This is a genomic window from Novosphingobium sp. Gsoil 351 (genome assembly GCF_009707465.1).
Lineage (GTDB): Bacteria > Pseudomonadota > Alphaproteobacteria > Sphingomonadales > Sphingomonadaceae > Novosphingobium.
Genome location: NZ_CP046120.1, coordinates 207663 through 232321 on the forward strand (window position 1 = coordinate 207663; position 24659 = coordinate 232321).

The window sequence follows — 24659 nt, forward strand, 5'->3', positions numbered from 1 at the left end:
CAGGCGGTCCATCGCATCGGGGGATTCCCTTTCGCGACCGGCTATGCGACAGTCCGGCCATGATCTTTTCGAATGCCTTGCGACGCTGGCGCGTGGTCGCCTGTGCCACGATCCTCGCGCTCGGTCCTGCGGGGCCGGCGGTGGAAGCGCAGGATTATCGGGAGGACGGCTTTCCCGGCTATCTCCAGCTGCTTTCCGCCCGCGCTCGCGGCGAAGGCGTCAGCGAAGCGACCGTCACGGCAATGACCGCGGGCCTCAGCTTCAACCCGCGCGTCATCGATCTCGACCGCTCGCAACCCGGCAACACCAGCTCCACACCCTCGACGTTCACCGCCTTCGAGCCGTATCGGAGAATGCATGTCGATGCCGCGCGGATCGCCGGCGGGCAGCGTCAGTATGCGGCGCTCGCGGGGCAGGGAGCGGTGTTCGAGCGGCGCTTCGGCGTGCCGCTGCCGGTGATTCTGGCGATCTGGGGTCATGAGACCAACTACGGCAGCTACACGGGCGATTTCGACCTCGCGCGCAGCCTGGCGACCCTGGCCTACGAAGGCCGCCGCCGCGATCTTTTCGCGGAAGAGTTCATCGCGTTGCTCAAAATGGTCGATCGCGGGGTGCCGCGCGCCAAGCTCAAGGGCAGCTGGGCCGGGGCTTTCGGCAATCCGCAGTTCCTGCCCAGCGCCTATCTGCGGGTGGCGACCGACGGCGACGGCGACGGGTTCGCGGATATCTGGTCGAGCCGGGCCGACACGGTCGCGTCGATCGCCAGCTATCTGCGCGACGCCGGATGGCGCGCCGGCGAGCCGTGGGGGGTGGCGGTCGACGTTCCCGCAGGCCTCGATCGCGGCACTCTGGTCACCCGGATGGCCTCGCCTCGCTGCGCGGCGGTGCATGGCCGTCACAGCGTCTGGAAGACGATGCGCGAATGGCGGGCGCTGGGCATCACTCCGCAGGCGGGATACTGGCCTAGCGACACAGTCCTTGCCACCTTGCTAGAGCCCGATGGGCCGGGGCGCACCGCCTATCTGCTCACCGGCAACTACCGCGTGATCCTCGACTACAACTGCTCGAACTACTACGCGCTTTCGGTGGGGCTGCTGGCCGATGCGATCGGGTCGTAACCTCGCGCTGGCGGCAGTGACGCGTGCAATGACGGCCGGGTTCGGCGACGCGCAAATCGTTTCCGCGGGCCGGTGAGCCTGCGCGCGGCGCTGGCCGCACCACTGCTGCTCGCTGCCTTCGTCGCGCAGGCGCAAGTCCCGGCGGGGCGTCAGGGCGCAGCGCCCGCCTATCGCGAAGGCGATCCGTTCGATCCGGCGATAAGCCTCGCCGCGCCGCTGGCTTACATGGTCGACCTGGGTTCGGGCCGGGTCCTGTTCGAGCGCGAGGCCCGGCGTCGGTTCATTCCCGCCTCTCTGACCAAGATCATGACCGCCTACGTGGCGTTCGAGCTGATGCAGGCCGGACGTGTCCAGCCCAATCAGCGCTTTGCGATGAGCGATGCTGCCTTCCGACAGTGGCACCAGGTCGGCTCGACGATGTTCCTCGGCCGCGGCCAGGTGGTCAGCGTCGACGAGCTGCTTCAGGCAATCATGACCGTATCCGCCAACGACGGATGCATAGTCTTGGCCGAAGGGGCGAGCGGCAGCGTCGCCGGGTTCGTGGCGCTGATGAACGCCGAAGCCCGCAAGCTGGGAATGACCGACAGCCATTTCGGAAGTCCCAACGGTTGGCCCGATCAAGGCGCCACCTATACAACGGCGCGCGATCTCGCGATTTTGACCCAGGCGATGCTTACCCGCCATCCCGGCTATTACAGCCGCTATGTCGGGCATCCCGAAATGACCTTCAACGGCATCCGCCAGGACAACCATGTGCCCTTGTTCGGTCGCGTGCCGGGGGCCGACGGAGTTAAGACCGGCTTCACCAATGAAGCCGGCTATGGCTTGGTCGGGTCGGCGGTACGCGATGGGCGTCGACTTGTAATGGTGGTTGGCGGCTACGACCGCGCCTGGCAGCGCGCGCGCGAATCGCGGGCCATGCTCGAATGGGGCTTTTCTGCGTGGAAGATACGAAGGTTGTTCGCCGCGGGTGCCACGGTAGGCGAAGCGCAAGTGCAGGGCGGTGCCGCCCGACATGTGGCGCTCACCGCGCCCATGCCGTATTACTTGACCTATCCGGCGGGAGCCGCACCGCCCGCTGTCAAACTTACCTTGCGTTATGACGGTCCGCTGCGCGCGCCGATTCGCAAAGGCGCGCAGGTGGCGATGTTGCGGGTCGGCACGCCCGGCGAAGCCCCGCGTGATCTCCCGCTGATGGCGGGTGCCTCGACCGGTGTTGCCGGACCCATGGCCCGCCTGCGGAATGGTCTGCTCGGGCTGGCGGGCCTGTGAGCGGTCGCGGCCGCTTCATCGCTTTCGAAGGCGGCGAGGGGACCGGTAAATCGACCCAAGCGCGTTTGCTGGCGGCTGCGCTGGCGGCCAAGGGAATCGCGTGCCTGACGACCCGCGAGCCGGGCGGCACGCCAGGGGCCGAGGCGATCCGCGCGCTGCTACTCGACCCTGCTCTGCCGCAATGGGACGCTCCGGCAGAGGCCCTGCTGTTCGCGGCGGCGCGATCGGACCACGTCGCGCGATTGATCGAACCCGCCCTGGCAGCCGGACGCTGGGTGATTTGCGACCGGTTCGTCGATTCGAGCCTTGCATACCAGGGTGGGGCGGGAGGGCTCGGCGAGACCGCGATCCGCACGCTCCACCAGATCGGCAGCGGCGGGCTGCTTCCCGACGTTACCCTGTTGCTGGATGCCGATCCCCGGACGACATCGGCGCGCATCCTGGCGCGCGACGGCAGTGCCGCCGACAAGATCGGCGGGCGCGGCATGGTGTTTCACCGCGATGTCGCCGCGGCCTTCGACCGGCTGACGGAGGCGGAGCCAGCACGATTTCGCCGGATCGACGCATCGGGCGGTCCAGGCGCGGTTCACGCGTTGGTCCTCGACGCGCTGAGCGATCTCCTCCAATGACCCTGCTTGGCCACGATGCTGCGTGGCGCGAATGGCGCGCGGCGATCGGCCAGGGGCGAATGCACCACGGCTGGATCCTGGCCGGGCGCAAGGGCATGGGCAAGGCCGCCTTCGCCGCGGCGGCCGCGCGCGAACTGCTCGAGGCTGGGGGCAGCACTTGGTCCGATCCGCGCAACCATCCCGACATCCTCGAACTCCAGCCCTTGCCCGATGGCGACGAAGAGGAGCGCAAGCGTAGCGAAGGCAAACCGTTCAAGGTCAAACGCAACATCGCCGTCGATCAGGTACGCGCGTTGCAGCGCCGCCTGAACGCCCGCCCGACCCTGGGCGAGCGGCGGGTGGTGGTCGTCGATGCCGCCGACGATCTCGAAAAGGGGGCGGCCAACGCACTGCTGAAAAGCCTGGAGGAGCCGCCCGCGGGCACGATCTTTTGCTGGTCGCACACCGCATCGGACGCCTCCAGGCCACAATCCGCTCACGCTGTCGGGTGTTGCGCTTTCCCGAGCTTGGCGATGCGGAAGTTGGCAAGGTGCTCGACGCTGCTGGCGGCGGATTGACGGCCGAGGCGCGCGCCGCAGCGCTGGCGGTGGCTTGCGGCTCGCCGGGCAGCGCGCTCGAATTCGCCCGCCGCGACCTCTCCGGCATTTATGGTCTGATGGTCCGGATCATGGAGAACGGCGATGCGGACCTGGCATTGCGCGGCGCCCTCATCGGTGAAATCGGTCCGCGCGCCGACCGCGAACAGCAACTGGCGGTAATCGAGACGGCCAGGATGATCGTGGCCAACGGCGCTCAGAACGCGGATCGTGGGCGCGCCGCGCGGATGGTCGAAGCCCACGCCATGCTCGCCCGGCTCCTCGCACAGGCGCCGATCCACAACTACGACGTGGCCACGCTGACGCTGCAAATTGGCGGGTTGCTGGCCTCGGTCGCCGCCGATAGGGAGGCGGCCTGAACCATGGCCGACCCCTATTACATCACCACAGCGATCGCCTATCCCAACGGCAAGCCGCATATCGGCCACGCCTATGAGGCGATCGCCGCTGACGCGATCGCGCGGTTTCAGCGCATGCGCGGGCGCGATGTGCGATTGGTGACGGGCACCGACGAGCACGGCCTCAAGATGGCCCAGACGGCGCGTGACGCAGGACGCGACACACTCGAGTTCGCAACCGAAATGTCGAACTATTTTCGGGGGATGTGCGATGCTCTGAACATCTCGTACGATGACTTCTGCCGCACCACCGAGCCGCGCCACCATGATGCAAGCGTTGCTATCTGGAAGGCGCTAGAGGCCGCGGGCGACCTGTATCTCGATCGTTACGAGGGCTGGTATTCGGTTCGCGACGAGGCCTTTTACGACGAGAGTGAGCTTATCGACGGGGAAGGGGGCTTGCGTCTCTCGCCGCAAGGCACTCCGGTCGAATGGACGGTGGAGGAAAGCTGGTTCTTCCGCCTCTCCAAGTACCGCGACTACCTGATCGAACTCAACGAATCCGCAGGCTTTCTCGAGCCGGAAAGCCGCCGCAACGAAGTGCTGGCCTTCCTCAAGGGGCAGGACCTGCGCGACCTATCTGTATCGCGGACGAGCTTTGCGTGGGGCGTGCCGGTGCCGGGCAGTGCCGGCCATGTGATGTACGTGTGGGTCGACGCGCTGACGACCTATCTGACCGGAATCGGATTTCCTGGGCGCGAAGGCGATTTCGCGCGGTTCTGGCCGGCTAATGTTCATCTTATCGGCAAGGACATCGTCCGCTTCCATGCGGTCTACTGGCCCGCGATCCTCAAGAGCGCGGGCCTGCCGTCGCCGCGCGCGATCTTCGGCCACGGCTTCCTCCTCCATCGCGGTGAGAAAATGTCGAAGTCGCTGGGCAACGTCGTCGATCCGCTGGAACTGGCGGAGCGGTTCGGGGTCGATCAACTCCGCTATTTCCTGCTTCGCGAAGTGACGTTCGGGCAGGATGGCAGCTATTCGGCCGATGCGATCGTCACCCGCTGCAATGCCGAACTGGCCAACAGCTTCGGCAACTTGGCGCAACGGACGCTTTCGTTGATCTTCAAGAATTGCGACGCGTTCCTGCCTGAAATTTCAGGCCATGCCGGCGAGGATACCGAGCTCCTCGAATTCGTCGGCAGGATCACGTCGCAGGACCTGCCCGATGCGTTCGACAAGCTTGCGCTGAGCCAGGGGATCGAAAGCTGGATGTCGGCGGTGTTCGCCTGCAACGCCTATATCGACGCTCAGGCGCCCTGGTCCCTGCGCAAGACCGATCCGCAGCGGATGCGGACGGTTCTGGCGACTTTGTACATTGCGATTGGGCAGTTGGCGGTCGCGATTACGCCGGTGATCCCGCAAAGTGCCGTGCGCCTGCTCGAAGCGATGGGAATTGCGCCCGAATTGCGAATGTTCGCGGCCATCCGGTCGCACTGGTATTCGCCGCTCGCCGAAAGCGGATTTCGCCTGGAGCAACCCGTGGGTCTGTTCCCACGTCTCGCGTTGCCGGTCGAGGCTGTGTGATGCTGATCGATTCGCATTGTCATCTCAATTACAAGGGCTTGGTGGAGGATCAGCCCGCCGTGCTGGCGCGCGCACGGGCCAGCGGGGTCACCGGGTTCCTCAATATCTCGACCCGGCGCTCGGAATGGGAAGCGGTGGTCGCCACCGCCGCGCGCGAACCCGATGTCTGGGCCAGCGTGGGCATCCATCCGCACGAGGCCGATGGGCACGCCGATCTCGGGGCGCAAGCGCTGCTCGATGCGGCTGCGCACCCCAGGGTGATCGGGATCGGCGAGACGGGACTCGACTATTATTACGATCATTCCGACCGCGAGGCGCAGCGTAAACTGTTTCGGATGCACATCGGCGTGGCGCGCGAGACCGGTCTTCCGCTGATTGTCCACACCCGCGACGCCGAGAACGACACCGCCAGCATCCTTGCCGAGGAAATGGAGCAGGGGGCGTTCCCTGCGTTGATCCACTGCTTCACCGCCTCGCGCGATTTTGCGCGAAGAGTGCTCGATCTGGGCCTGACGATCTCACTGTCAGGCATCGTCACTTTCAAGAACGCGCGCGAATTGCAGGAAATCGCTTCCGAATTGCCCGAAGATCGCGTGCTCGTCGAGACGGACGCGCCGTTCCTGGCGCCGGTTCCTCACCGCGGCCGATCCTGCGAACCCGCATTCGTGGCCGACACGCTGCGTCATATTGCGAGCTTGCGAGGAGTCGAACCCGATACACTTGCGGCAAGGACTTCAGTCAACTTCTTCAAGTTGTTTACCAAGGCCGCACTGTGAAGCTGCGGATGCTCGGTTCGGGCACGTCGACCGGGGTGCCGCGGGTCGGCAACGATTGGGGGCTGTGCGATCCGGCGGAACCCAAGAACCGCCGCAGCCGGGTGTCGGTGGCGATCGAAAGCAGCGCGGGGGCGAGGATCCTGGTCGATACCTCGACCGATTTGCGCAACCAGTTGCTCGCCAACGACATCGACCGGATCGACGCGGTTTTCTGGACCCACGACCATGCCGATCACTGCCACGGCATCGATGACTTGCGTCCGCTTCGCTATGGCCGCGACGGGCCGATCCCGGGCTATGCTGCGGGGCAAACCGTGCTCCGGCTGCGCCAGCGGTTCGGATACGTTTTTGCCGGCCAGTTCGGCTATCATACGTTGGTTTCGCTCGATAATCTCGACCGGCTGCGGATGTGCATCGGTATAGGGATTGCGCACGTCCAGATGCCGCACGGACCTGCGCAAAGTACCGGCTTCCGCTTCGATTGCGACGGCAAGTCAGTGGCATACGCGACGGATTTCAGCGAGATCACCGGCGAAATGGTCGACTGCTTCTCCAATGTCGACTTGCTGGTCGTCGATGCCTTGCGCCGCGAACCTCATCCTACGCATGCGCACCTGGCCATGGCGCTCGACTTGATCGAACGATCGGGCGCGCGGCGGGCTATCCTGACGCATCTCGACAAGTCGATGGACTATGCGACGTTGTGCTCCGAACTTCCAGACAGCGTTCAACCGGGTTACGACGGGTTGGAGATCGAATTGTGACCGGGGGTACGATCGCCACGCTGGCCTTCCTGGCTTTGGCGTTGGTGCTACCGCTTCTCGCGTTGCGAGGCCGTGAGATCGACTTCTCGCGTGGCTGGAAGATGGCGGCGATTTGGCTCGGTTTGTTCATCTTGGCCGCGATGCTGTTCAAGTGGATCGGAATGTGAGGGGGACTGCACCAACCTCGACGCCCTCAATGCATATTTTACATAATACATATTATCAATCTGTCATTGAGGCGGGGCCGGCCAATCCCCCATCCCCCCCTCTTCAGCGCAAAGCGGCAGGATGACTGGTTTCCCGGCAATCGAGCGCCTCGCGGCGATCATGACGCGGTTACGCGATCCGGAAATCGGCTGCGAATGGGATCGCGTCCAGACGTTCGCTACGATAGCGCCCTATACTATCGAGGAAGCCTACGAAGTCGCCGATGCGATCGAACGCAACGATATGGCCGACTTGCGCGACGAGCTTGGCGACTTACTGCTCCAAGTGGTGTTCCACGCTCGGATGGCCGAGGAAGCTGGGCATTTCGCACTGGACGATGTCGCCACGGCGATCGTCTGCAAGCTCGAAGCACGACATCCGCACATCTTTGGCGATACCGCCGCTAAGCGCCAAGCTTGGGAATCGATCAAGGCGCGCGAACGTATCGCCAAGGGGGCAAGCAGCGCTCTGGACGGCGTCGCCGCAGCCCTCCCGGCATTGCTCCGCGCCGAAAAGCTCCAGCGCCGCGCCGCGCGTGACGGCTTCGACTGGCCGGATCACGTCGGTCCCGCAGCCAAACTTGTCGAGGAACTCGAAGAACTTGCGGCCGCAACCTGCGAGATCTGAACGGACCGAGGAAGCCGGCGACCTGCTGTTTGCCGCGGTCAACGTCGTGCGCAGCCACGGCGTCGCGCCCGAAGATGCGCTGCGTGCCGCCAATGCCAAATTCGAGCGGCGCTACCGCGCTATGGAAGCGCTTTCGGCAGAGCGTGGCGAAGCCTTTGCCGACCTGCCGCTTGATACCCAAGAAGAACTGTGGCAGACGGTCAAACGGCGCGAACTAACGGCTCCCTAGCTCGGCATAACGTCCGAGATCGCGCGGCGTAAGCCGCACCGAAAGCCTCCGCACTGGCTCACCGTCTTCGGTGTCCTGATTGTCAGCCAAGACGTCGCCGTTCGCATGAAGCCAGGCCAGCCGCTGGCCGTCGCCGGCAGGTACGACAAAATCGTGGCGCCGCGCCTTCCCGGTCAGCGCGGCGGACACCGCGGCGACGAGCGCCTCGATCCCCTCGCCCGTCACCGCCGAGATCGGCACCGCGGGCCGCGCGCGGGTTGAATCTTCACCAGGTCGAGGCGCATGTCGCGCTCGTCTGGTTCAAGAAGATCCCACTTGTTCCAGGCCTCGATCAGCGGCACGGCGGCTTCCGCCCCTGCCTCGGGAATGACCCCAAGATCGGTGAGGATTTCCTCGACATCGGCCTTCTGCTCGCTCGTCGCCGGTTGGGCGACGTCGCGAACGTGGACGATGCAATCGGCGGCGGTCACCTCCTCAAGTGTTGCTCGGAACGCTGCAACCAGCTGAGTCGGCAGGTCCGAAATGAACCCGACGGTGTCCGACAGGATCGCCTTGTCGAGCCCCGGGAGGCGGATCGCGCGCATCGTCGGGTCGAGTGTGGCGAACAGTAGGTCTTCGGCCATCACGGTCGCCCCGGTCAGCCGGTTGAACAGCGTCGATTTGCCGGCGTTAGTGTACCCAACGAGCGCGATCACCGGCCACGGCGCACGCTGGCGGCGATCGCGATGGAGCCCGCGGGTGCGGCGGACCTGATCGAGTTCACGACGGATCTTCGCCATCCGGTCGCGGATCATCCGGCGGTCTGCCTCGATCTGAGTCTCGCCCGGCCCACCCAGGAAGCCGAAGCCGCCGCGCTGACGCTCGAGGTGGGTCCAACTGCGCACCAGCCGCCCGGCCTGATAATCGAGGTGCGCGAGTTCGACCTGCAGCCGCCCCTCAGCGGTCGCTGCGCGCTCGCCGAAGATTTCGAGGATGAGGCCGGTTCGATCGATAACCTTGCGCTTGAGCTTCTCCTCGAGGTTGCGCTGCTGGACCGCGCTCAGCGCACCATCGACGATGACCAGTTCGGCATCCTCGAGATTGCAGGCATCCGCGATCCGCTGGATCTGGCCTTCGCCGAACAGTGTCCCGGGCCGCGCGGTACGAATTGGGATCGCCATCGCTTCGGCGACGACGATCCCGATGGCGAGGGCCAGCCCGCGCGCTTCCTCGAGTCGCAACTCGGGGTCCGCGGTCTGACGGCCTATCTGCGGATAGACGATAATCGCGCGTGCGCCACGGCTGACTTCGCCGCTGAGATCGTCGGTGCCGAACGAAGTGGTCAGGTGGCTTCGCCCGCATCGTTCCAGTCGCCGGAAAGGTCGACATGCGCCGTCGGCTGGATGGTCGAGATCGCATGCTTGTAGGCCAGTTGCACGTAACCTTCGCGTTCGAGCATCATGCAGAATAGGTCGTATGAGGCCACCCTGCCCTGCAGCATCACCCCATTGACCAGGAACATCGTCACCGGCACCGCTGCATCGCGCACACTGGAAAGAAAAATATCCTGTAAAAGCCGTGGTTTGCGGCCTTTGTCCTCGGCCGCAGCGAAGGGCGCCAGGGGCAGCGGCTGGCCGGGCATGATCGTCGAGATCGCATGCTTGTAAACCAACTGCGATTGCCCGTCGCGGCGCAGCAGGATCGAAAAATTGTCGAACCAGGTGACGATCCCCTGCAACTTGACACCCTTGACCAAGAACATCGTCACCGGCGACTTGGTTTTGCGTAGCTGGTTGAGGAAAAGGTCCTGCAGATTCTGGCCCTTGCCCGAAGGCGGCGGTGAAGGGCCGTCGTCAATCGCGACTTCGGCGGCTTCCTCGGCGGAAGTTTTCGCGCGGGCGGTGAGCGTGCGTGTTCCAGGCATGTTGTGCTCCTAGTTTTTTGGCCCGAATCCTTCTGGAAACGAGCAATCTGGTCACCGCTGCGCGCGAATATTTCCGCTTAGCGACGGCAACCGGGGTCCTGCCATTGAAGATTAGCCCGTCGCCGACATCGCGTAAATGCCGAAGCGCACAAGCGGTTCCGCTATTCTTCTCCGCTATTCTTCGTCGTCGCGGCCGCCAACCATTCCCAGGAGTTTGAGCTTGCGGTGGAGCGCGGACCGCTCCATCCCGATAAAACTGGCTGTTTTCGAGATGTTTCCCGAAAAGCGGCGGATCTGGACCTTTAGGTACTCGCGTTCGAAATTCTCGCGGGCCTCTCGGAGCGGAACCGCCATCAGTGAGGCCGGACCCCCGGTCGCCGCGCCCTCGCCGTTTACGATCTCGCCCGGCAGCATGTCGAGTTCGACCCGAGCCAGGCGCTCGCGCGGGGCCAGAATGACCGTCCGCTCGACGACATTCCGGAACTGACGGACATTACCCGGCCAGTCGTAGGCCTGGAGCGCGGCGATCGCCTCGCTCGAGATCGCGGGCGGCGGCACCCCATGGTCGGCGGCATAACGGGTGAAGAAATGGTCGGCGAGCACCGGAATGTCGTCGCGCCGCTCTGCCAGCGAAGGCACCGCTAGCGGGACTACGTTGAGCCGATAGAACAGGTCTTCGCGGAATCGGCGTTCCGCAATCTCCTTTTCGAGATCGCGCGAGGTGGCCGAAACCACCCGCACATCGACGCGAATCTGACGATGTCCGCCGACGCGAACGAACGCCTGTTCGGTCAGCACGCGCAGAATGCGCGCCTGGCTGGAGGCGGGCATGTCGGCCACTTCGTCGAGAAACAACGTCCCCCCGTCGGCCATTTCGAGCAGACCGGCACGGACCAACTTGCCACCGGATTCTTCGCCGAAAAGTTCCTGCTCGAACCTTTCCGAGGTGATCCGCGCCGAGTTGACGGTAACGAAGGCGTTGTCCGCCCGCCCGCTCCAACTGTGCAGCAGCCGCGCGGCGACTTCCTTGCCTGCTCCCGCTGCCCCGGTGATCAGCAGGCGGCTGCCGGTGTTGGCGACGCGCTTGATCGTGGCGCGGACCGAATTGATCGCGGTGCTGTTGCCGGTGAACTCCTCGGCCATACCGAAGCCTTCGCGTAGTCGCGCGTTTTCGCGGCGCAGGCGCTCGGTCTCGGTCGCGCGCGCGACCAGCAGCAAAAGGCGTTCGCCTTCGAACGGCTTCTCGAGGAAATCCATCGCCCCGCGGCCGATCGCCGAGACCGCGGTGTCGATGTTGCCGTGGCCCGAAAAGATGATCACGGGCAGTTGCGGTTCGCGCGCCTTGATCGCGTCGAGCACTTCGAGCCCGTCCATCGGCGAGCCGTGGAGCCACACATCGAGCAGGACCAGACTGGGGCGGCGCTCGTCAACCGCGGCCAGGGCGGAAGTGCTGTCGGCCGCCGTCCGACAGCTGTAGCCCTCGTCGCTGAGTACGCCGGCGACGAGATCGCGGATGTCGCGCTCGTCGTCGACGATCAGAATGTCGAGCGGCATCGATCGGTCTCCGGGAGTTGGTTGCGGGGTGCGCGGGCGCGGGTCATTCGGCGGCGGCCTGGCCTTGGCTGTCCGCGGCGCGCAGCGGATCGCGGGCGAAGCTCATCGACACCACCGTCCCGCCGCCGGGGGCGTAGGCGAACGTCATCTCGCCGCCGTGCTCCTCGACAATCTTGTTGACGATCGCCAGGCCCAGGCCGGTGCCCTTCTCGCGCGTAGTCATGTACGGCTCGAGGATGCGATCGCGCTCGGTCGGTAGACCGATGCCATTGTCAGTGACCGCGATCGTCAAGCGCCGCTCGTCGCCGCCCAGCGCGACCTCGATTCGCCCGCGATAGTCCGGCTCGGCATTCCGCTTCCGCGCCTCGATGGCTTCGGCGGCGTTCTTGAGCAGGTTGGTCATCGCTTGGCCGAACTGGTGGCGATCACATTCGAGCGGGGCGTTGGCTTCGCCGACAAAGTCGTAGTCGATTTCGGGATGCGCAACTTCCTGCAGGAACAGCGCCTGGCGAGCGAGATCGCCGGCGTCCTCCTCGCGGAACACCGGCTTGGGTAGGCGCGCGAAGCTGGAGAATTCGTCGACCATTTTGCGCAAGTCGCCGACCTGGCGAATGATCGTGCTGGTCAGGTCGTCAAAGAGCTCGGAATCGGTTTCGATCTGGCGGCCGAAGCGGCGGCGCAGGCGTTCGGTGGCGAGCTGGATCGGGGTCAGCGGGTTCTTGATCTCGTGCGCGATCCGCCGGGCGACGTCCGACCAAGCCGCCTGGCGCTGATCGAGCAACTGTCGGGTGATGTCCTCGAAGGTTATCACGAAACCAGAGGCGCCGCCGACCAGCTTGACTGCGAGAGTGAGCAGGTCGCCACCCTTGCCGTACTGAACGATCCCGCTCGATAGTCCGGCCTCGGCCAGCGCCCACAATTGAGGCGCGTCGTCACCCAGCTTCATCCCCAGCGGCCCCGGGGTTGCGCGATCGAGCAGCAGCAACTGCGCTGAGCTGTTCATCAGCCGCACGGTGCCATCGCGATCGGTCGAGACGATGCCGGCTGTGATCGATTCGACGATCGCTTCGATGAACGAACGGCGGTTTTCGAGCTGGGCGTTGGCCCCGACCAGGGCCTGGGTCTGGCGGTCGATCTGCTCCGTCATGCGATTGAACGCGCGGTTCAGCAGGCCGATCTCGTCGGCACCGGTGCGGTGCGGCACGCGCATCGCAAAGTTGCCGGAGGCCACCCGCCGCGCAGCGGAGACCAGTTCAGCCAACGGTTCGACTTGCTGGTCGGCGAAGCGCAGCGCGAACCACACCGACAGCGCTACCAGAGCGAGACTGATCGAGAGCAGCGCGAGGTTGAAGCGTAGCTGGAGATTACTCGCCCGCCGGGTGAGCACGTCATAGGCCTTCACGACGCTCTGCGCGCGCTGCCACTGGCTCAGCGCCAGCGCATCCGAACTGCGCGCGGCATAGAGATAGACCCCCGCGGTTGGATCGAGCACGGTCACCGCCTCTATCCGGTCCGGGCTGGCCGAGACCACCACCTGCTCGCCTTTGTCCAACCGGGCGATCACCGCGGGGGTGACTCGCTCGGCGCGGCGATTCTCGGGATCGACGATCGCCGCGGTGCGTAGACCACCGTCGGGTCCTCGCTGCAAGATCGCGCTTTCGTTGAGGCGGCGGCTGACCACCTGGAAGGAATAGCCCTCTGCGAATTCGGGACTGACGATCTTGGCCTGGTTCAAGTAGTCGCGCAGATCCCCGGCCATCGCGACGGTCTCGTTGCCGACCTCGCGCTGGTTCTGGTCGTAATATCCGGTAGCCAGCTTGTTGGCGTTCTCGAGCAGGCCGCGCGAGCTGTCCGAAAACCAGAACTCGACCCCTGACTGGAACAGCAGCGAGGCGAATAGCACGACCAAAAGCGTCGGCACCGCCGAGATCAGCGAAAACAGCCAGACGAGCCTGACATGCAACCGTCCGCTCGATCCCATCAGGGTCTGCGCGGCCCGGCGCAGCGCGGCGCGCCGTCCCGACAGGACGATCAGCGCCATTGCGGGGAACAGTGTGCCGACCAGCAGCGCCGCGGCCAGCGTCGAGGGCAACAGCGCGCCGCGCTCGATCCGCGGCTCGACCGCCAGCCAGCTGGTAACGAGCATCGCCACCAGCGCCAACGCTGCCGCGATTTCCAGCACCAAATAGACGTTGGCCCGGTGGAGCGCGATCGTCAGGCGCCGCCACCAGCGCGGCAGGCGGCGCGGAATATTGGCGAGCGATGCGGCCATAGTGGCAATACTACAACAGGGCTGTTGCCCAGTTGCAAGGACTATTCGTCGAGGGGTTGCCTGGCGAGGCTCAGCCTTGGCGGGTTTTCACCGTTTCGACCATTTCAAGGTCGCTCAGTCGCTTGCGCAATGTGTTGCGATTGATGCCCAACAGCTTTGCCGCGCGCAACTGATTGCCTCCCGTAGCGGCCAACGCGTGGGCGAACAGTGGGCGTTCAAAAGCGGCGAGCGTCGCATCGTAGAGGTGGCCTTCCCCGGGATTTTCGGTCGCCACGAAACTGGCCACGGCCGCGGCGAAATCCGCCGGTGCCGGCTCCCCGCCCGGATCGCGGGCGTCGCGCTCGAGCAGAGTGGCCAGCGCCTCTTCGTCGATCACGTCCTCGCGCGCCATCAGCGCCAGGCGATAAGCGACGTTGCGCAATTCGCGGACATTGCCGCGCCACGGCTGACGCTCGAGCAACGCCAGCGCCGCAGGCCCAAGGGTGCGTCGCGGCAACCCCTCCCCCGCAGCTTGGGTCAGGAAATGGCGCGCGAGGGCCGCGATATCGTCGCGCCGCTCTCGCAAGGGCGGGAGGGTGATCGGCACCACGTTCAGGCGATAATACAGATCCTCGCGAAATGTCCCCGCGGCGATCATCGGCACCAAATCGCGGTTGGTCGCCGCCACGATACGCGCATCGACCGCGATCTCCTCGCGCCCGCCGACCCGGCGGATCCGGCCCGATTGCAGCGTGCGCAGGAGGCGGGTTTGGGCCTGCATCGGCATGTCGCCGATCTCGTCGAGGAACAGCGTCCCGCCGGCTGCCTGCTCGAACTTGCCGATATGGCGCGCAACCGCTCCGGTGAACGCGCCCTTCTCGTGCCCGAAGAGCTCGCTTTCGATCAGCTCCGACGGAATCGCCGCCGCGTTGACCGCCACCAGCGCCCCGTCGCGGCGGTTGCCCAGGGTGTGGATGGCTTCGGCGACGAGTTCTTTGCCGGTGCCCGATTCGCCGAGAATCAGAACGGTAAGGTCGTTGCGCAGCACGCGGGTGATCATCCGATAGACCGCCTGCATCGGCGCACTGCGCCCGACCAACGGCAGTGCCGCACCCGCCTCGTCCTCTGGGGCGGGAGCGCCCTCCCCCTCGCCCGATCCCACGGCCTGACGCACCGCTCGGACCAGTTCGTCGAGATCGAACGGTTTGGGAAAATACTCGAACGCCCCGGTATCGCTTGCCCTCACCGCGGTATCCAGCGTGTTCTGCGCCGACAGGATGATCACCGGCATCGCCGGATGCGCGGCGCGCGCCGCAGTAAGGGTCGCAATGCCGTCGCCATCGGGCAGGACCACGTCGGTCAGCAGCGCGGCGAAAGCGCCGTCGGCAAGCGCCACGTCGCGTCCGGCCAGGGTATCGCGGCGCTCGACCGCATAGCCTTCGGCTTCCAGTGCGGCGGTGATAACCGTCGCGATCGAGGTGTCGTCCTCGACCAGCAGGATACGGCGGTTCATGCCGCTGCCGCCGGACGATTATCGGAGCGGCGTTCGGCCACGGGCAGGTGAAGCCGAAAATGGGTCAGCCCGGCGGCTTCGTCGCGATCGTAGGTGATCCGCCCGCTCATTTCGCGGACGAGCTTCTGGACCAAGGCCAGGCCAAGGCCCTGACCGTGCGGCTTGCCCGAGACGAAAGGTTCGAAGATCCGATCGCCCAGTTCGGTGTCGACCCCCTGACCATTGTCGCTGACGCGAACCTCTATCGGTAGTGGCAAAGGAGGTTCCCCGGATACCCCGTGCAGGCGGATACCGCTGGCAAAACGGGTCCGGATCGCTATTCGCGGCGAGGCAGCGCCTGCACAGGCTTCCCGCGCATTGCCGATCAGGTTCAGGACCACCTGTACCAGGGCATCCGGACTGCACAGCACGGGCGGCAGCGAGGGATCGAACTCTTCTTCGACCCGCGGCATCGCGGTGCCGCTTGTCGAAAGCACCGCTACCGCGCGACGCAGCGCTTCATGGACGTTGAACGCGGTCTGCGGCGCGGCGCCCCGGCGGCTCAACGTCTGCATCTGATCGATCAGCTTGGTCACCCGGTCGACCTCCGAGGTGATCAGCGTGGTCAGTTCGCGCTGGCGCGGATCGCCCGAGCGCGCGAGGAGCTGGGCGGCGCCGCGAATTCCGGCCAACGGGTTCTTGATCTCGTGTGCCAGCACTTCGGGCGCGCGCAGCGGCGTGCCATCGCCGCCATGGCGTTCACCGCCAAGGGCCTCCACGCCGATGGATTCATGCAGGATCAGCATCTGCCAGCCGGGATGTCCCGCCACGGGCGCCAGCATGACATCCAGCCGCCGCGCCTGACTACCGATCCGGACCGCAGAATCGCGCGCGAACAACTGCGCGTCGCTTTCGCCCAGCCGCGTCGCGACATGACTTTCGGCGAACTCGATCTGGCTAGCAACGGATTTGCCGAGCAGGCGCCGGGTGCTCTGGCCGAGCACCTGTTCTGCGGCAGGGTTTGTGCCCGCGATTGCCAACGCGGGATCGATAAGCAGGACGGCGAAGGGAAAACTGGCGATCAGGCGCAGGGCATCGGGGCGCGACGTTTCGCTGGCAATGACCAAGTCCGGCGTCACGCCGCCTCGCGCCGTTCGGTGGGCGGAAGGGCGCAGACCCCGGCGTAGAACGTTTCGAGCGCGCCGATCACCGCGCGCGGGTCGTCGATGAAGTTCACCCGGTTCCGGAACTCGGCCGATCCAGGTAACCCCTTCGTGTACCAACCGAGGTGCTTGCGCGCGAGCTTGACCCCGGTTTCGCTGCCATAATGATCGAGCATCGCCGCATAGTGCTCCAGGATTAGGGTATACTGTGCTTCGATCGCAGGATCGGGCAGCGCTCCTCCGGTGCGCAACCAGTGCATCACCTGACCCAGCAGCCAGGGCTTGCCGTAAGCGCCGCGCCCGATCATCGCCCCGTCGGCGCCGCTCAGCGCCAACGCCTCGGCGACGTCCTCGATCGTGCAGATGTCGCCGTTGACGATTACCGGGATCGACACCGCGTCCTTGACCCGGCGGACAAAAGCCCAGTCGGCTGAGCCCTTGTACATCTGGTTGCGGGTGCGACCGTGTACGGTGATCATCTGCGCCCCAAGGTCTTGCGCGATCCGCGCCAGTTCGGGCGCGTTGAGGCTGTCGTGACACCACCCCATCCGCATCTTGACGGTGACCGGCACGTCCACCGCGCTCACGGTCGCCGCGATCAGCGACGCGGCCAGCGGCAGGTCGCGCATCAGCGCCGACCCGGCCTCGCCGTTGACCACCTTCTTCACCGGACAGCCCATGTTGATGTCGATGATCGCCGCGCCGCGATCGGCGTTGAGTTTGGCCGCCTCGGCCATCTCCGCGGGCGAACACCCGGCAAGCTGGAGCGAGACCGGTTCTTCGACCGCGTCCCATGCCGCCTTCTGGAGCGACTGGCGCGTCTCGCGGATCATCGCCGGGCTGGCGATCATCTCGGTCACGTTGAGCCCCGAGCCATAGCGCCGGACCAACCGCCGGAACGGCATGTCGGTGACCCCGGTCATCGGTGCGAGCACGATCGGGCATTCGACCGTCAACGGGCCGATGGCAAGCGGGCCAAGCCGCGGGGGTGGAGGGAGCGTGTTGTGCATGTGCCTAAAAAACAGGCAGCGCTTACCGCATTGCAGCAAGGGCGGCAAGGCTGATAGGGCCGTCTCCGTCTTGCCTACCTTCGCACCATCTTCCACCGCCGCCATAGTCGTCGCCGCCGGACGGGGGCTGCGCGCGGGCGGCGACGTGCCCAAGCAGTTCACGGCCTGGCGGGGCAAACCACTGATCCGGCATTCGGTCGAGGCGCTCGTGCGTGCGGGCATCGCGCGGATCGTCGTCGTGATCCCCAAGGATGCCGAGGCCATCGCCGAAGGCGCCCTGGCGGGCCTCGATGTCGAGTTCGTCACCGGCGGCGCCACGCGGCAGGATTCGGTCGCTGCTGGTCTGGCGAGGCTGACGGACAGCCCGGTCGGCGCGGTCCTGATCCACGATGCGGCAAGACCCGGTCTCGCGCCGGCGGTGATCGCCCGGTTGCTCGAGGCGCTCGACGCCTCGCCTGGTGCGGTTCCGGTGCTGGCGGTGGTCGACAGCCTCTACCGCGAGGGAGAGGGTCCGGTTTCGCGCGACGCCCTGCACCGCATCCAGACCCCGCAGGCGTTCCGCTTCGCCGATATTTTCGCCGCCCACCGCGCCTGGCAGGGCGCCACCGACGCCGGCGACGACGCCGAAGTGGCGCGTGCGGCGGGGCTGGAGGTCGCGCTCGTCGCGGGCGATGAGGCTTTGCGCAAGGTTACCTACGCCGCCGATCTCGAAGCGGCGGCGCGCCACCCGCGCACGGGCTTCGGCTACGACGTCCACCGCCTGGCCGCGGGCGAGGCGCTTTGGCTGTGCGGGGTGAAGATCGAGCATTCGAAAGGGCTTGCAGGCCATTCCGATGCCGACGTGGCGCTGCACGCGCTGACCGACGCGGTGCTCGGAGCCGCCGCAGCGGGCGACATCGGAGATCATTTCCCGCCGAGCGACCCACAATGGCGCGGCGCTTCGTCCGACCGCTTTCTCGCGCACGCCGTGGCGCTCGCCCGGGAGGCGGGCTATGGCGTAGGACATGTCGACCTCACCATCGTTTGCGAGGCCCCGCGGATCGGTCCGCACAAGGCGGCGATGCGCGCGCGATTGGCGCAGATCATCGGGATCGAGGCCAACGCGGTGAGCGTCAAGGCGACCACCACCGAGCGGCTCGGCTTCACCGGGCGCGGCGAAGGGATCGCCGCGCAGGCGGTCGCGACATTGGTTCCATGGGATTGAGGGAGCGGAACACTATGAATGCCAGGATCACGAAGTTTGCACGCCATGCCGCGCTTGCGGCTGCGGTGGTCGCCATGCCAGCGCAGGCCATGGCCGCGGAGGCGCCGTGCTTGACCGCGACCGAGGTGCGCGCGTTGACGACGTTCGCGATGCCCAGCGTGCTCACCGGACTGATCGATCACTGCTCGCCCCAGGTCGGCGCGGGCGGGTTCATGACCACGCAGGGCCGCAACCTTGTGACCAGCTACGCGGCGCACAAGGACGCCGCCTGGCCGACCGCGCGCGGGGCGTTCTTCCGCCTCGCCGGAAGCAAGGCCGGCGCTGACGAGGCCACCGAGATGATGGCCAAGATGCCCGATGCGGCGCTGCAGCCGTTCGTCGAAGGCATGATCGGTGGAATGATCGGAGCCAAGCTCAAGCCCGGCCAATGCGTGATCGCAGACAAGCTGATGCGCCTGCTCGCGCCGCTGCCGCCCGAAAACACCTCCGAGCTGCTCGGGACGATCCTGGAACTCGCCGAAGGCGACAAGAAGTCCGGGCCGGGCGGGCTGGCGATCTGCAAGTCGTGATCCTGTGAACGACGGCAACCTGCCCCGCGAATTGGTCGAGCTGGCCGCGCGGGTCGTCGCCGCAAACCTTGCTGCTGGGCGCACGGTGGCGGTTGCGGAGAGCTGCACCGGCGGGCTGGTCGGCAGCGCGCTGACCGAGATCGCAGGGAGCAGCCGGGTGTTCGACCGCGGATTTGTTACCTACTCCAACGAAGCCAAGACCGAGATGCTGGGGGTCGCGCCCGATCTGATCGACACCTTCGGCGCGGTTTCGGTAGCGGTCGCGTGGGCGATGGCCGATGGCGCGATCCGGCGGAGCCAGGCCGATGTCGCGGTGGCGATCACCGGGGTCGCCGGGCCCGACGGCGGCAGCCCGAACAAGCCGGTCGGCACCGTGGTCTTCGCGGTCGCTCGGCGCGACGATCCCGACGAAACCGCCAACGCCGAGATGAAGCACCTCGATCCCGCGCAGGGTCGCGGCGGTATCCGGCTTCAGGCGGCGCTGGTCGCGCTGGAATTATTGCTGCCATAGAGCGCCGCGGCGCGCTCTTCGAACGCCGAGACCATCTTGCGGAAAGCACGGTCGAGGTACCTTCCGGCCAGCGCCTCGAATACCGAATTGCGGAATGTGAAGTCGACGCAGAAGTCGATCGTGCAGCCGCCATCGGGGTTGGGCCGGAAGAACCACTTGTTGTCGAGTTCCTTCATCGGCCCGTCGACGTAATCCACATCGATCATTTCGGGCCGCAACTTGTTGACCTTAGACGTGAATTTCTCACGCAACGCGTTGAACCCGACGACCATGTCGGCGATCATCTCGGTCTCGCTGTCGCTGCGCACGCGGGTGGCGACGACCCACGGCAGGAACTCCGCGTAACGCTTCACGTCCGCCACGAGATCGAACATCTGCTCGGCCGACCACGGCAGCGTCCGGGTTTCGCGGATGCTCGGCAAGGCTAGGCCCGAGCCTTCGCCACTTGCGCTTCCCGCGCCGCGCGCATTGCCCTGAAATCGTCGCCGGCGTGATAGCTCGAACGGGTCAGCGGGCTCGCCGCGACCTGCAGGAACCCCTTCGCGCGGGCGATCGCGCCGAACGCCGAAAACGCCTGCGGGGTGACGAAATCGATCACCTTGGTGTGCTTCGGCGTTGGCTGGAGGTACTGCCCCATCGTCAGGAAATCGATTCCCGCGCAGCGCATGTCGTCCATCACCTGATGAACCTCGAGGCGCTCCTCGCCCAGCCCGAGCATGATGCCCGACTTGGTGAAGACCAGCGGATCGTGGCGCTTGACCTCCTCGAGCAGGCGCAGCGATGCGTAATAGCGCGCGCCCGGGCGGATGGTCGGGTACAGCCGCGGCACCGTCTCGAGGTTATGATTGTAGACGTCCGGCCCCGCCGCGACGATCGCCTCGACCGCGGGGCGCATCTTGCCCCGGAAGTCGGGCGTGAGGATCTCGATGGTGGTTGCCGGCGTGGTCCGCCGCAGCGCCTCGATTACCTTGACGAACTGGCCCGCGCCGCCATCGGGCAGATCGTCGCGATCGACCGAGGTGATCACGATGTGCTCTAACCCCAGCTTGGCCGCGGCCACGGCGACATGCTCGGGCTCCAGCGAGTCCACCGCGCGCGGCATACCGGTCTTGACGTTGCAGAACGCGCAGGCGCGCGTGCAGACATCGCCCAGGATCATCACCGTGGCGTGTTTCTTGGTCCAGCACTCGCCGATATTGGGGCAGGCCGCTTCCTCGCACACCGTGTTGAGGCCCAGGTCACGCATCAACTGGCGGGTCTCGCCATAGCCCTTGCTGGTCGGCGCCTTGACCCGGATCCAGTCCGGCTTGCGCTGGCGCCCAGGCTCGTTGTCGGGTCGCGAAGCGACGAGCGGTGCGGATGCGAGATCGTTCATGACGCCCACTTAGTCACGCCTGTGCGCGCTTGCCAGTGGCAATCGCCTGCGCTTAAGGGCAGCGCCATGACGATCGACACCACCCCCGAATTCGACCATCTCTTGTCCGGCTACCGCCGCTTCCGCGAAACCGGCTGGGCGCGGCGCCGCGAGCGCTGGGCGCAACTGCGCGAAGGCCAGCAGCCCGAGACGATGATCATCGCTTGTTCGGACAGCCGGGTCGATCCCGCGCAGATCTTCGATGTCGATCCCGGCGAGATGTTCGTCGTGCGCAACGTTGCCGCGATGGTCCCGCCGTTCGAGCCGGTCGCCGGGCACCACGGCGTCTCCGCCGCGCTCGAATTCGCGGTCCAGGTGCTCAAGGTTAAGGAGTTGATCGTGATGGGCCACGGGATGTGCGGCGGCTGCCGCGCCGCGCTGACCCAGGAACTCCGCGGCGCCGAACCCGGCGAAGGCGGGTTCATCGCGGACTGGATCGCTATGCTCGACGAGGCGCGTGGGCCGATCGCCGCCTCCCTCGGCACCACCGGCCGCACCGCCGAACGCGCTATGGAGGAGGCTGGCGTAAAGGTCAGCCTTGCCAACCTGCGCACCTTTCCCTGCATCCGCCGCAAAGAGCGCGAAGGCACGCTGCGGCTTCGCGGCGCGTTTTTCGCGATTTCGGACGGGGTGCTGCACCTCCTCGACGAAGCCAGCGGAGTGTTCGATCCGGTGACCTGACCCGGACGCGGAACGGCCGGCGAAACTGTGTGACCTTCCGCGGCTCGCAGCACCTGCCCTGCCGCTGCGGTCGAGCTGGGCAAGATGGCGCAAAAGCGCGCAATTGTCGGTTTTGCGCTGGGTTGCGACATGCTCGCCCCGATAGAATAGCGGCTTGAGCAACCCGAACAGCGCGCGCGAGCGCCACTCTTCGACCGTGACCTTCCGTCGCGCCCCTTCGTCATGGCCGACGATCTGGTCCCAGGCGGCGGCGAAACTTTCGGCCCCTGGTTTTCGGCGCAGGCGATAGGCGGTCTCGCGCGCCATCCCGGCCTTGCGCGCCGCCCCGGTGACCGATCCGCTCTGCGCCAACGCTGCCAGGAAGGCCGCCTGGCGAGCGGGCGTCCACCCATCGCCGCGCGTGCGCAGCCGCACGGGCACGAAAGCGGGAACGCGGATATGGCGAACGGTGCGGCGCGGAGGATAATGCTTCATCGTTCAGGATAAGACAGATTTCGGCGATGTAGGAAAGTTTTGTGTAGCCGCCGCTGAACTCGGACGACTTCAGTGGGATGACTAGCGAACGCCTCAGCAAGTCACCTCCGCATCGTGGGCTTCGCGACGCTCCAGCAAGTGCAAGTGTCCTCAATGGGTCGGAGTTGACTGTGAAAGGACGAGCCGCCCCTTTCGCGACTGAGTTCGTTGCCCGTGCAATTGAATTATGACATGCTCGACAAGTCCGACGGGGGATGTCTGATGCTTAAAGCCAAGCCGCTGTTGATAGCGGGTTTGAGCGGACTGCTCTTTGCCTGCAGTCCGAACGCGGAGTCGAGCAAGCCGGCCGGAGACAGCAGCGCTTCACACGAGTTGGCCATACGCAAGATCAACGAACAGTGGCTCACGCTGATCCGCAATCACGACGCTGCCGCGGTCTCAAGATTGTACGCTTCCGACGGAGCTATGATGGCGCCTGGCGCGCCGATCGCGCAGGGCCAGCCAGCGCTGGAGAAGGCTTGGGGCGGGCTTTTGAATACTCCCGGATTTGGGCTGACGTTCAAAGCCGATCAGATCGTCGTCGCTTCGGGTGGCGACATGGCGCTGGACCGAGGCACCTACCAACTGACGCTTGACGGTCCGAAGGGAGCGACGAAGGACATCGGAAAATATGTGGTGGTCTGGCGCAATGTCGAGGGCCAGTGGAAAGTTGCCGCCGACATCTTCAACAGCGACGGCACCCCACCATCATAGCCGAAAAACAAAACGGGCGGCCGTTGCCGGCCGCCCGTTCGGTTGCTCAGTACCAAAGTCCGCTCAGACTGCGGGACTCTTGCTGTTGACCAGCGCCAGCCACAGCCGCGCCAGCGGTGCTCTTACCCCGCCGACCTGCTTGAAGCTGGCGCGCGCGCCGGCGTAGTTGCCCTGATCGTATTGGGCGATGCCCAGGCGGGTGAGTACGCGGTCCTTGTCGACGCCGGTCTTGCCCAGCGCCAGCTTATAGAGCTCCTCGGCCTTCGCGGCCTCGCCATAATTGAGATAGGCGTCGCCGGTCGACAGCGCGTCAAGCCCGCTGGTCGAAGCTGCGGCCTTGGCGGCGGCGGCGGGAAGCGAGGCCTTGTCCGCAGCCATCCGGCTTTGCGCCAGGGTACGCGATTCGGTCACGAACGGACCGCTGAGCGCGCCCGCGGCGGTACCCTTGTCGATCGCCTTGATCACCTCGCCGGGCAAGCGGCGCGGATCGGCGGTCTGGATGTATTCGCGATACTCGTTGCCCACGAACTTGGGTTCGTTGTCTAACGCGCCCGAGCGCATCATCAGGCGGAACAAGTCGATCGTTTCGGTCGGGCCATAGTTGCCGAAGCGGCGGACGAGCTGGGCCGAGCCAAGCCAATTGAAGTTGTTCGGGTACAGTTCGACCTGGGTCAGCGCCCAATCGACCGATTCATTGGCCAGCTTGGCGTTGTAGGCCACCACGTTGGCGCGCTTGAGCCATTCCTGGGGCACCGGCTGACCCGCAGCGCGCTTTGCCGCGACCGCCTGCTTGAGCAGCGCGAGGCCCTGCGCGGGCTGACCGGCCCGGGCATAGGCGTCGGCCATGATCTCGCCCGCCTGAGGGTCGGAATAGTTGGCGGCGACCGCGGCGGCGAGCGCCGACGACGCGGTCGCATAATCCTTGTTGGTGTAGGCGAAGCTGCCGAGGTAAAACTGGAAGTCCGGCACTTTGGCGGGATCGAGCTTGCCGCTGTCGAGGATCAGCTTGGCGCCGCGCTGGCGCATCGGGATGTCGTTGACGTAACCGCCCAGGTTGATCGCGAGCTGGCCCACGGCAAGCTTCTCATCGGGACTGACCGCAACTGCTTCAGCGGCCTGTTCCATCGCCGCGGCCCCGGCGGTGGCGGCGGCCAACTCAGCCTCGCCCGCCGCGCCTTTGTCCTTGGCCGCTTTGATCGCTTCGACCTTGGTCTGAAGCGGGGCGGCGGCGGCCACGAATTCCTTCGAAAAGCTGCCCTTGCCCGGCTTGGCGGGCTTGGCCTTGTCGGCCGCGGCGGCCGGCGTGGCCGCGATCGCCACTGCGCTCAGGGCCAGGCCCGCGGCCAGCGCGGTGGAGACCAGTCTACGGCTCCTGCCCATGCTCGAAAAACCCATTCGATCTCTCCTTGTCGGACCGGCCGCGCCGGTGCGTTATAACCCGATTCTGCCGCGAGGCTGTGAGCCGAAACCCCCGCTTTTGCAACCGCATGCCCGCTAGGAAGGGGGCGCTGAACGCCATTTGAATGTTGCCATGAGCATT

At 65.9% G+C, this 24659-nt stretch carries 23 protein-coding genes and 2 pseudogenes; 15 read left to right on the forward strand and 10 right to left on the reverse strand.

What is annotated here, in order from left to right:
• Positions 1–59: 59 nt before the first annotated feature.
• The 10 genes and pseudogenes from GKE62_RS01025 to mazG all read left to right on the forward strand — a co-directional run bounded on the left by GKE62_RS01025 (position 60) and on the right by mazG (position 8140).
• Positions 60–1118 (forward strand): lytic transglycosylase domain-containing protein, encoded by a 1059-nt coding sequence (locus GKE62_RS01025; RefSeq protein ID WP_154690627.1) that lies wholly within the window; start codon positions 60–62, stop codon positions 1116–1118.
• A gap of 72 nt (positions 1119–1190) precedes the next feature.
• The gene (locus tag GKE62_RS01030) at positions 1191–2390 is read left to right on the forward strand and encodes a D-alanyl-D-alanine carboxypeptidase family protein (protein ID WP_154690628.1); all 1200 of its coding nucleotides are present in this window, start codon (positions 1191–1193) and stop codon (positions 2388–2390) included.
• Positions 2387–3019: a dTMP kinase gene (tmk, locus tag GKE62_RS01035; RefSeq protein ID WP_154690629.1), complete on the forward strand. Its 633-nt coding sequence runs from the start codon at positions 2387–2389 to the stop codon at positions 3017–3019. Before GKE62_RS01030 ends, tmk begins: the two co-directional genes overlap by 4 nt.
• The gene (locus GKE62_RS19575) at positions 3016–3576 is read left to right on the forward strand and encodes a hypothetical protein (RefSeq protein WP_370516039.1); all 561 of its coding nucleotides are present in this window, start codon (positions 3016–3018) and stop codon (positions 3574–3576) included. Before tmk ends, GKE62_RS19575 begins: the two co-directional genes overlap by 4 nt.
• Entirely contained in the window at positions 3573–3974 is a 402-nt protein-coding gene (locus GKE62_RS19580) for a hypothetical protein (RefSeq protein WP_370516040.1), read from the forward strand. Before GKE62_RS19575 ends, GKE62_RS19580 begins: the two co-directional genes overlap by 4 nt.
• Before the next feature lie 3 nt (positions 3975–3977).
• A complete protein-coding gene (gene metG / locus GKE62_RS01045; protein WP_154690630.1) occupies positions 3978–5537 on the forward strand; it encodes a methionine--tRNA ligase in 1560 nt (519 codons plus the stop codon).
• Entirely contained in the window at positions 5537–6313 is a 777-nt protein-coding gene (locus GKE62_RS01050) for a TatD family hydrolase (protein WP_154690631.1), read from the forward strand. Before metG ends, GKE62_RS01050 begins: the two co-directional genes overlap by 1 nt.
• A complete protein-coding gene (locus GKE62_RS01055) occupies positions 6310–7077 on the forward strand; it encodes an MBL fold metallo-hydrolase (RefSeq protein ID WP_154690632.1) in 768 nt (255 codons plus the stop codon). The genes GKE62_RS01050 and GKE62_RS01055 overlap by 4 nt, the downstream gene beginning before the upstream one ends.
• On the forward strand, positions 7074–7244 hold the full coding sequence (locus GKE62_RS01060; protein WP_154690633.1) for a hypothetical protein: 171 nt from the start codon (positions 7074–7076) through the stop codon (positions 7242–7244). The genes GKE62_RS01055 and GKE62_RS01060 overlap by 4 nt, the downstream gene beginning before the upstream one ends.
• Positions 7245–7365: 121 nt before the next feature.
• Positions 7366–8140, forward strand: a pseudogene (mazG, locus tag GKE62_RS01065) (nucleoside triphosphate pyrophosphohydrolase).
• On the opposite strand, the pseudogene hflX reads toward mazG, so the two are convergent.
• From hflX to dusB, 7 genes and pseudogenes are all read right to left on the reverse strand, one after another.
• Positions 8126–9405, reverse strand: a pseudogene (gene hflX, locus GKE62_RS01070) (GTPase HflX). The pseudogenes mazG and hflX sit on opposite strands and share 15 nt — an antisense overlap.
• A gap of 56 nt (positions 9406–9461) precedes the next feature.
• Entirely contained in the window at positions 9462–10043 is a 582-nt protein-coding gene (hfq, locus tag GKE62_RS01075; protein ID WP_154690634.1) for an RNA chaperone Hfq, read from the reverse strand.
• A 174-nt stretch (positions 10044–10217) separates the two neighbouring features.
• Positions 10218–11597, reverse strand: coding sequence for a sigma-54 dependent transcriptional regulator (locus tag GKE62_RS01080; protein WP_154690635.1), 1380 nt, complete (start codon positions 11595–11597; stop codon positions 10218–10220).
• A 43-nt stretch (positions 11598–11640) separates the two neighbouring features.
• Positions 11641–13869, reverse strand: coding sequence for an ATP-binding protein (locus tag GKE62_RS01085; RefSeq protein WP_154690636.1), 2229 nt, complete (start codon positions 13867–13869; stop codon positions 11641–11643).
• Between the two features lie 70 nt (positions 13870–13939).
• Positions 13940–15361, reverse strand: coding sequence for a sigma-54 dependent transcriptional regulator (locus tag GKE62_RS01090; RefSeq protein WP_154690637.1), 1422 nt, complete (start codon positions 15359–15361; stop codon positions 13940–13942).
• Complete coding sequence (locus tag GKE62_RS01095; RefSeq protein ID WP_230206842.1) at positions 15358–16479, reverse strand: nitrogen regulation protein NR(II); 1122 nt, start codon at positions 16477–16479, stop codon at positions 15358–15360. Before GKE62_RS01095 ends, GKE62_RS01090 begins: the two co-directional genes overlap by 4 nt.
• Positions 16476–17513 carry a tRNA dihydrouridine synthase DusB gene (dusB, locus tag GKE62_RS01100; protein WP_154690638.1) on the reverse strand — a complete coding sequence of 346 codons (1038 nt, stop codon included), beginning with the start codon at positions 17511–17513 and terminating at the stop codon, positions 16476–16478. Before dusB ends, GKE62_RS01095 begins: the two co-directional genes overlap by 4 nt.
• A gap of 70 nt (positions 17514–17583) precedes the next feature.
• Here dusB and GKE62_RS01105 point away from each other — a divergent pair, with 70 nt between their 5' ends.
• From GKE62_RS01105 to GKE62_RS01115, 3 genes are read left to right on the forward strand one after another with little or no spacing between them, the layout of a single operon-like run.
• On the forward strand, positions 17584–18717 hold the full coding sequence (locus GKE62_RS01105; RefSeq protein WP_230206843.1) for a bifunctional 2-C-methyl-D-erythritol 4-phosphate cytidylyltransferase/2-C-methyl-D-erythritol 2,4-cyclodiphosphate synthase: 1134 nt from the start codon (positions 17584–17586) through the stop codon (positions 18715–18717).
• A 14-nt stretch (positions 18718–18731) separates the two neighbouring features.
• Positions 18732–19286: a hypothetical protein gene (locus tag GKE62_RS01110; RefSeq protein ID WP_154690640.1), complete on the forward strand. Its 555-nt coding sequence runs from the start codon at positions 18732–18734 to the stop codon at positions 19284–19286.
• A gap of 4 nt (positions 19287–19290) precedes the next feature.
• Complete coding sequence (locus tag GKE62_RS01115; RefSeq protein WP_154690641.1) at positions 19291–19797, forward strand: CinA family protein; 507 nt, start codon at positions 19291–19293, stop codon at positions 19795–19797.
• Here GKE62_RS01115 and GKE62_RS01120 read toward each other — a convergent pair.
• Positions 19758–20219, reverse strand: coding sequence for a type II toxin-antitoxin system RatA family toxin (locus GKE62_RS01120; RefSeq protein ID WP_154690642.1), 462 nt, complete (start codon positions 20217–20219; stop codon positions 19758–19760). The genes GKE62_RS01115 and GKE62_RS01120 overlap by 40 nt on opposite strands.
• Positions 20220–20221: 2 nt before the next feature.
• Positions 20222–21172 (reverse strand): lipoyl synthase, encoded by a 951-nt coding sequence (lipA, locus tag GKE62_RS01125; protein ID WP_154690643.1) that lies wholly within the window; start codon positions 21170–21172, stop codon positions 20222–20224.
• Between the two features lie 66 nt (positions 21173–21238).
• Here lipA and GKE62_RS01130 point away from each other — a divergent pair, with 66 nt between their 5' ends.
• Positions 21239–21892 (forward strand): carbonic anhydrase, encoded by a 654-nt coding sequence (locus GKE62_RS01130; protein WP_154690644.1) that lies wholly within the window; start codon positions 21239–21241, stop codon positions 21890–21892.
• A gap of 705 nt (positions 21893–22597) precedes the next feature.
• The gene (locus GKE62_RS01135; RefSeq protein WP_154690645.1) at positions 22598–23119 is read left to right on the forward strand and encodes a DUF4440 domain-containing protein; all 522 of its coding nucleotides are present in this window, start codon (positions 22598–22600) and stop codon (positions 23117–23119) included.
• A gap of 63 nt (positions 23120–23182) precedes the next feature.
• Here the strand turns inward: GKE62_RS01135 and GKE62_RS01140 are convergent, their stop codons facing one another.
• Positions 23183–24514 carry a hypothetical protein gene (locus GKE62_RS01140; protein WP_154690646.1) on the reverse strand — a complete coding sequence of 444 codons (1332 nt, stop codon included), beginning with the start codon at positions 24512–24514 and terminating at the stop codon, positions 23183–23185.
• Between the last annotated feature and the right edge of the window lie 145 nt (positions 24515–24659).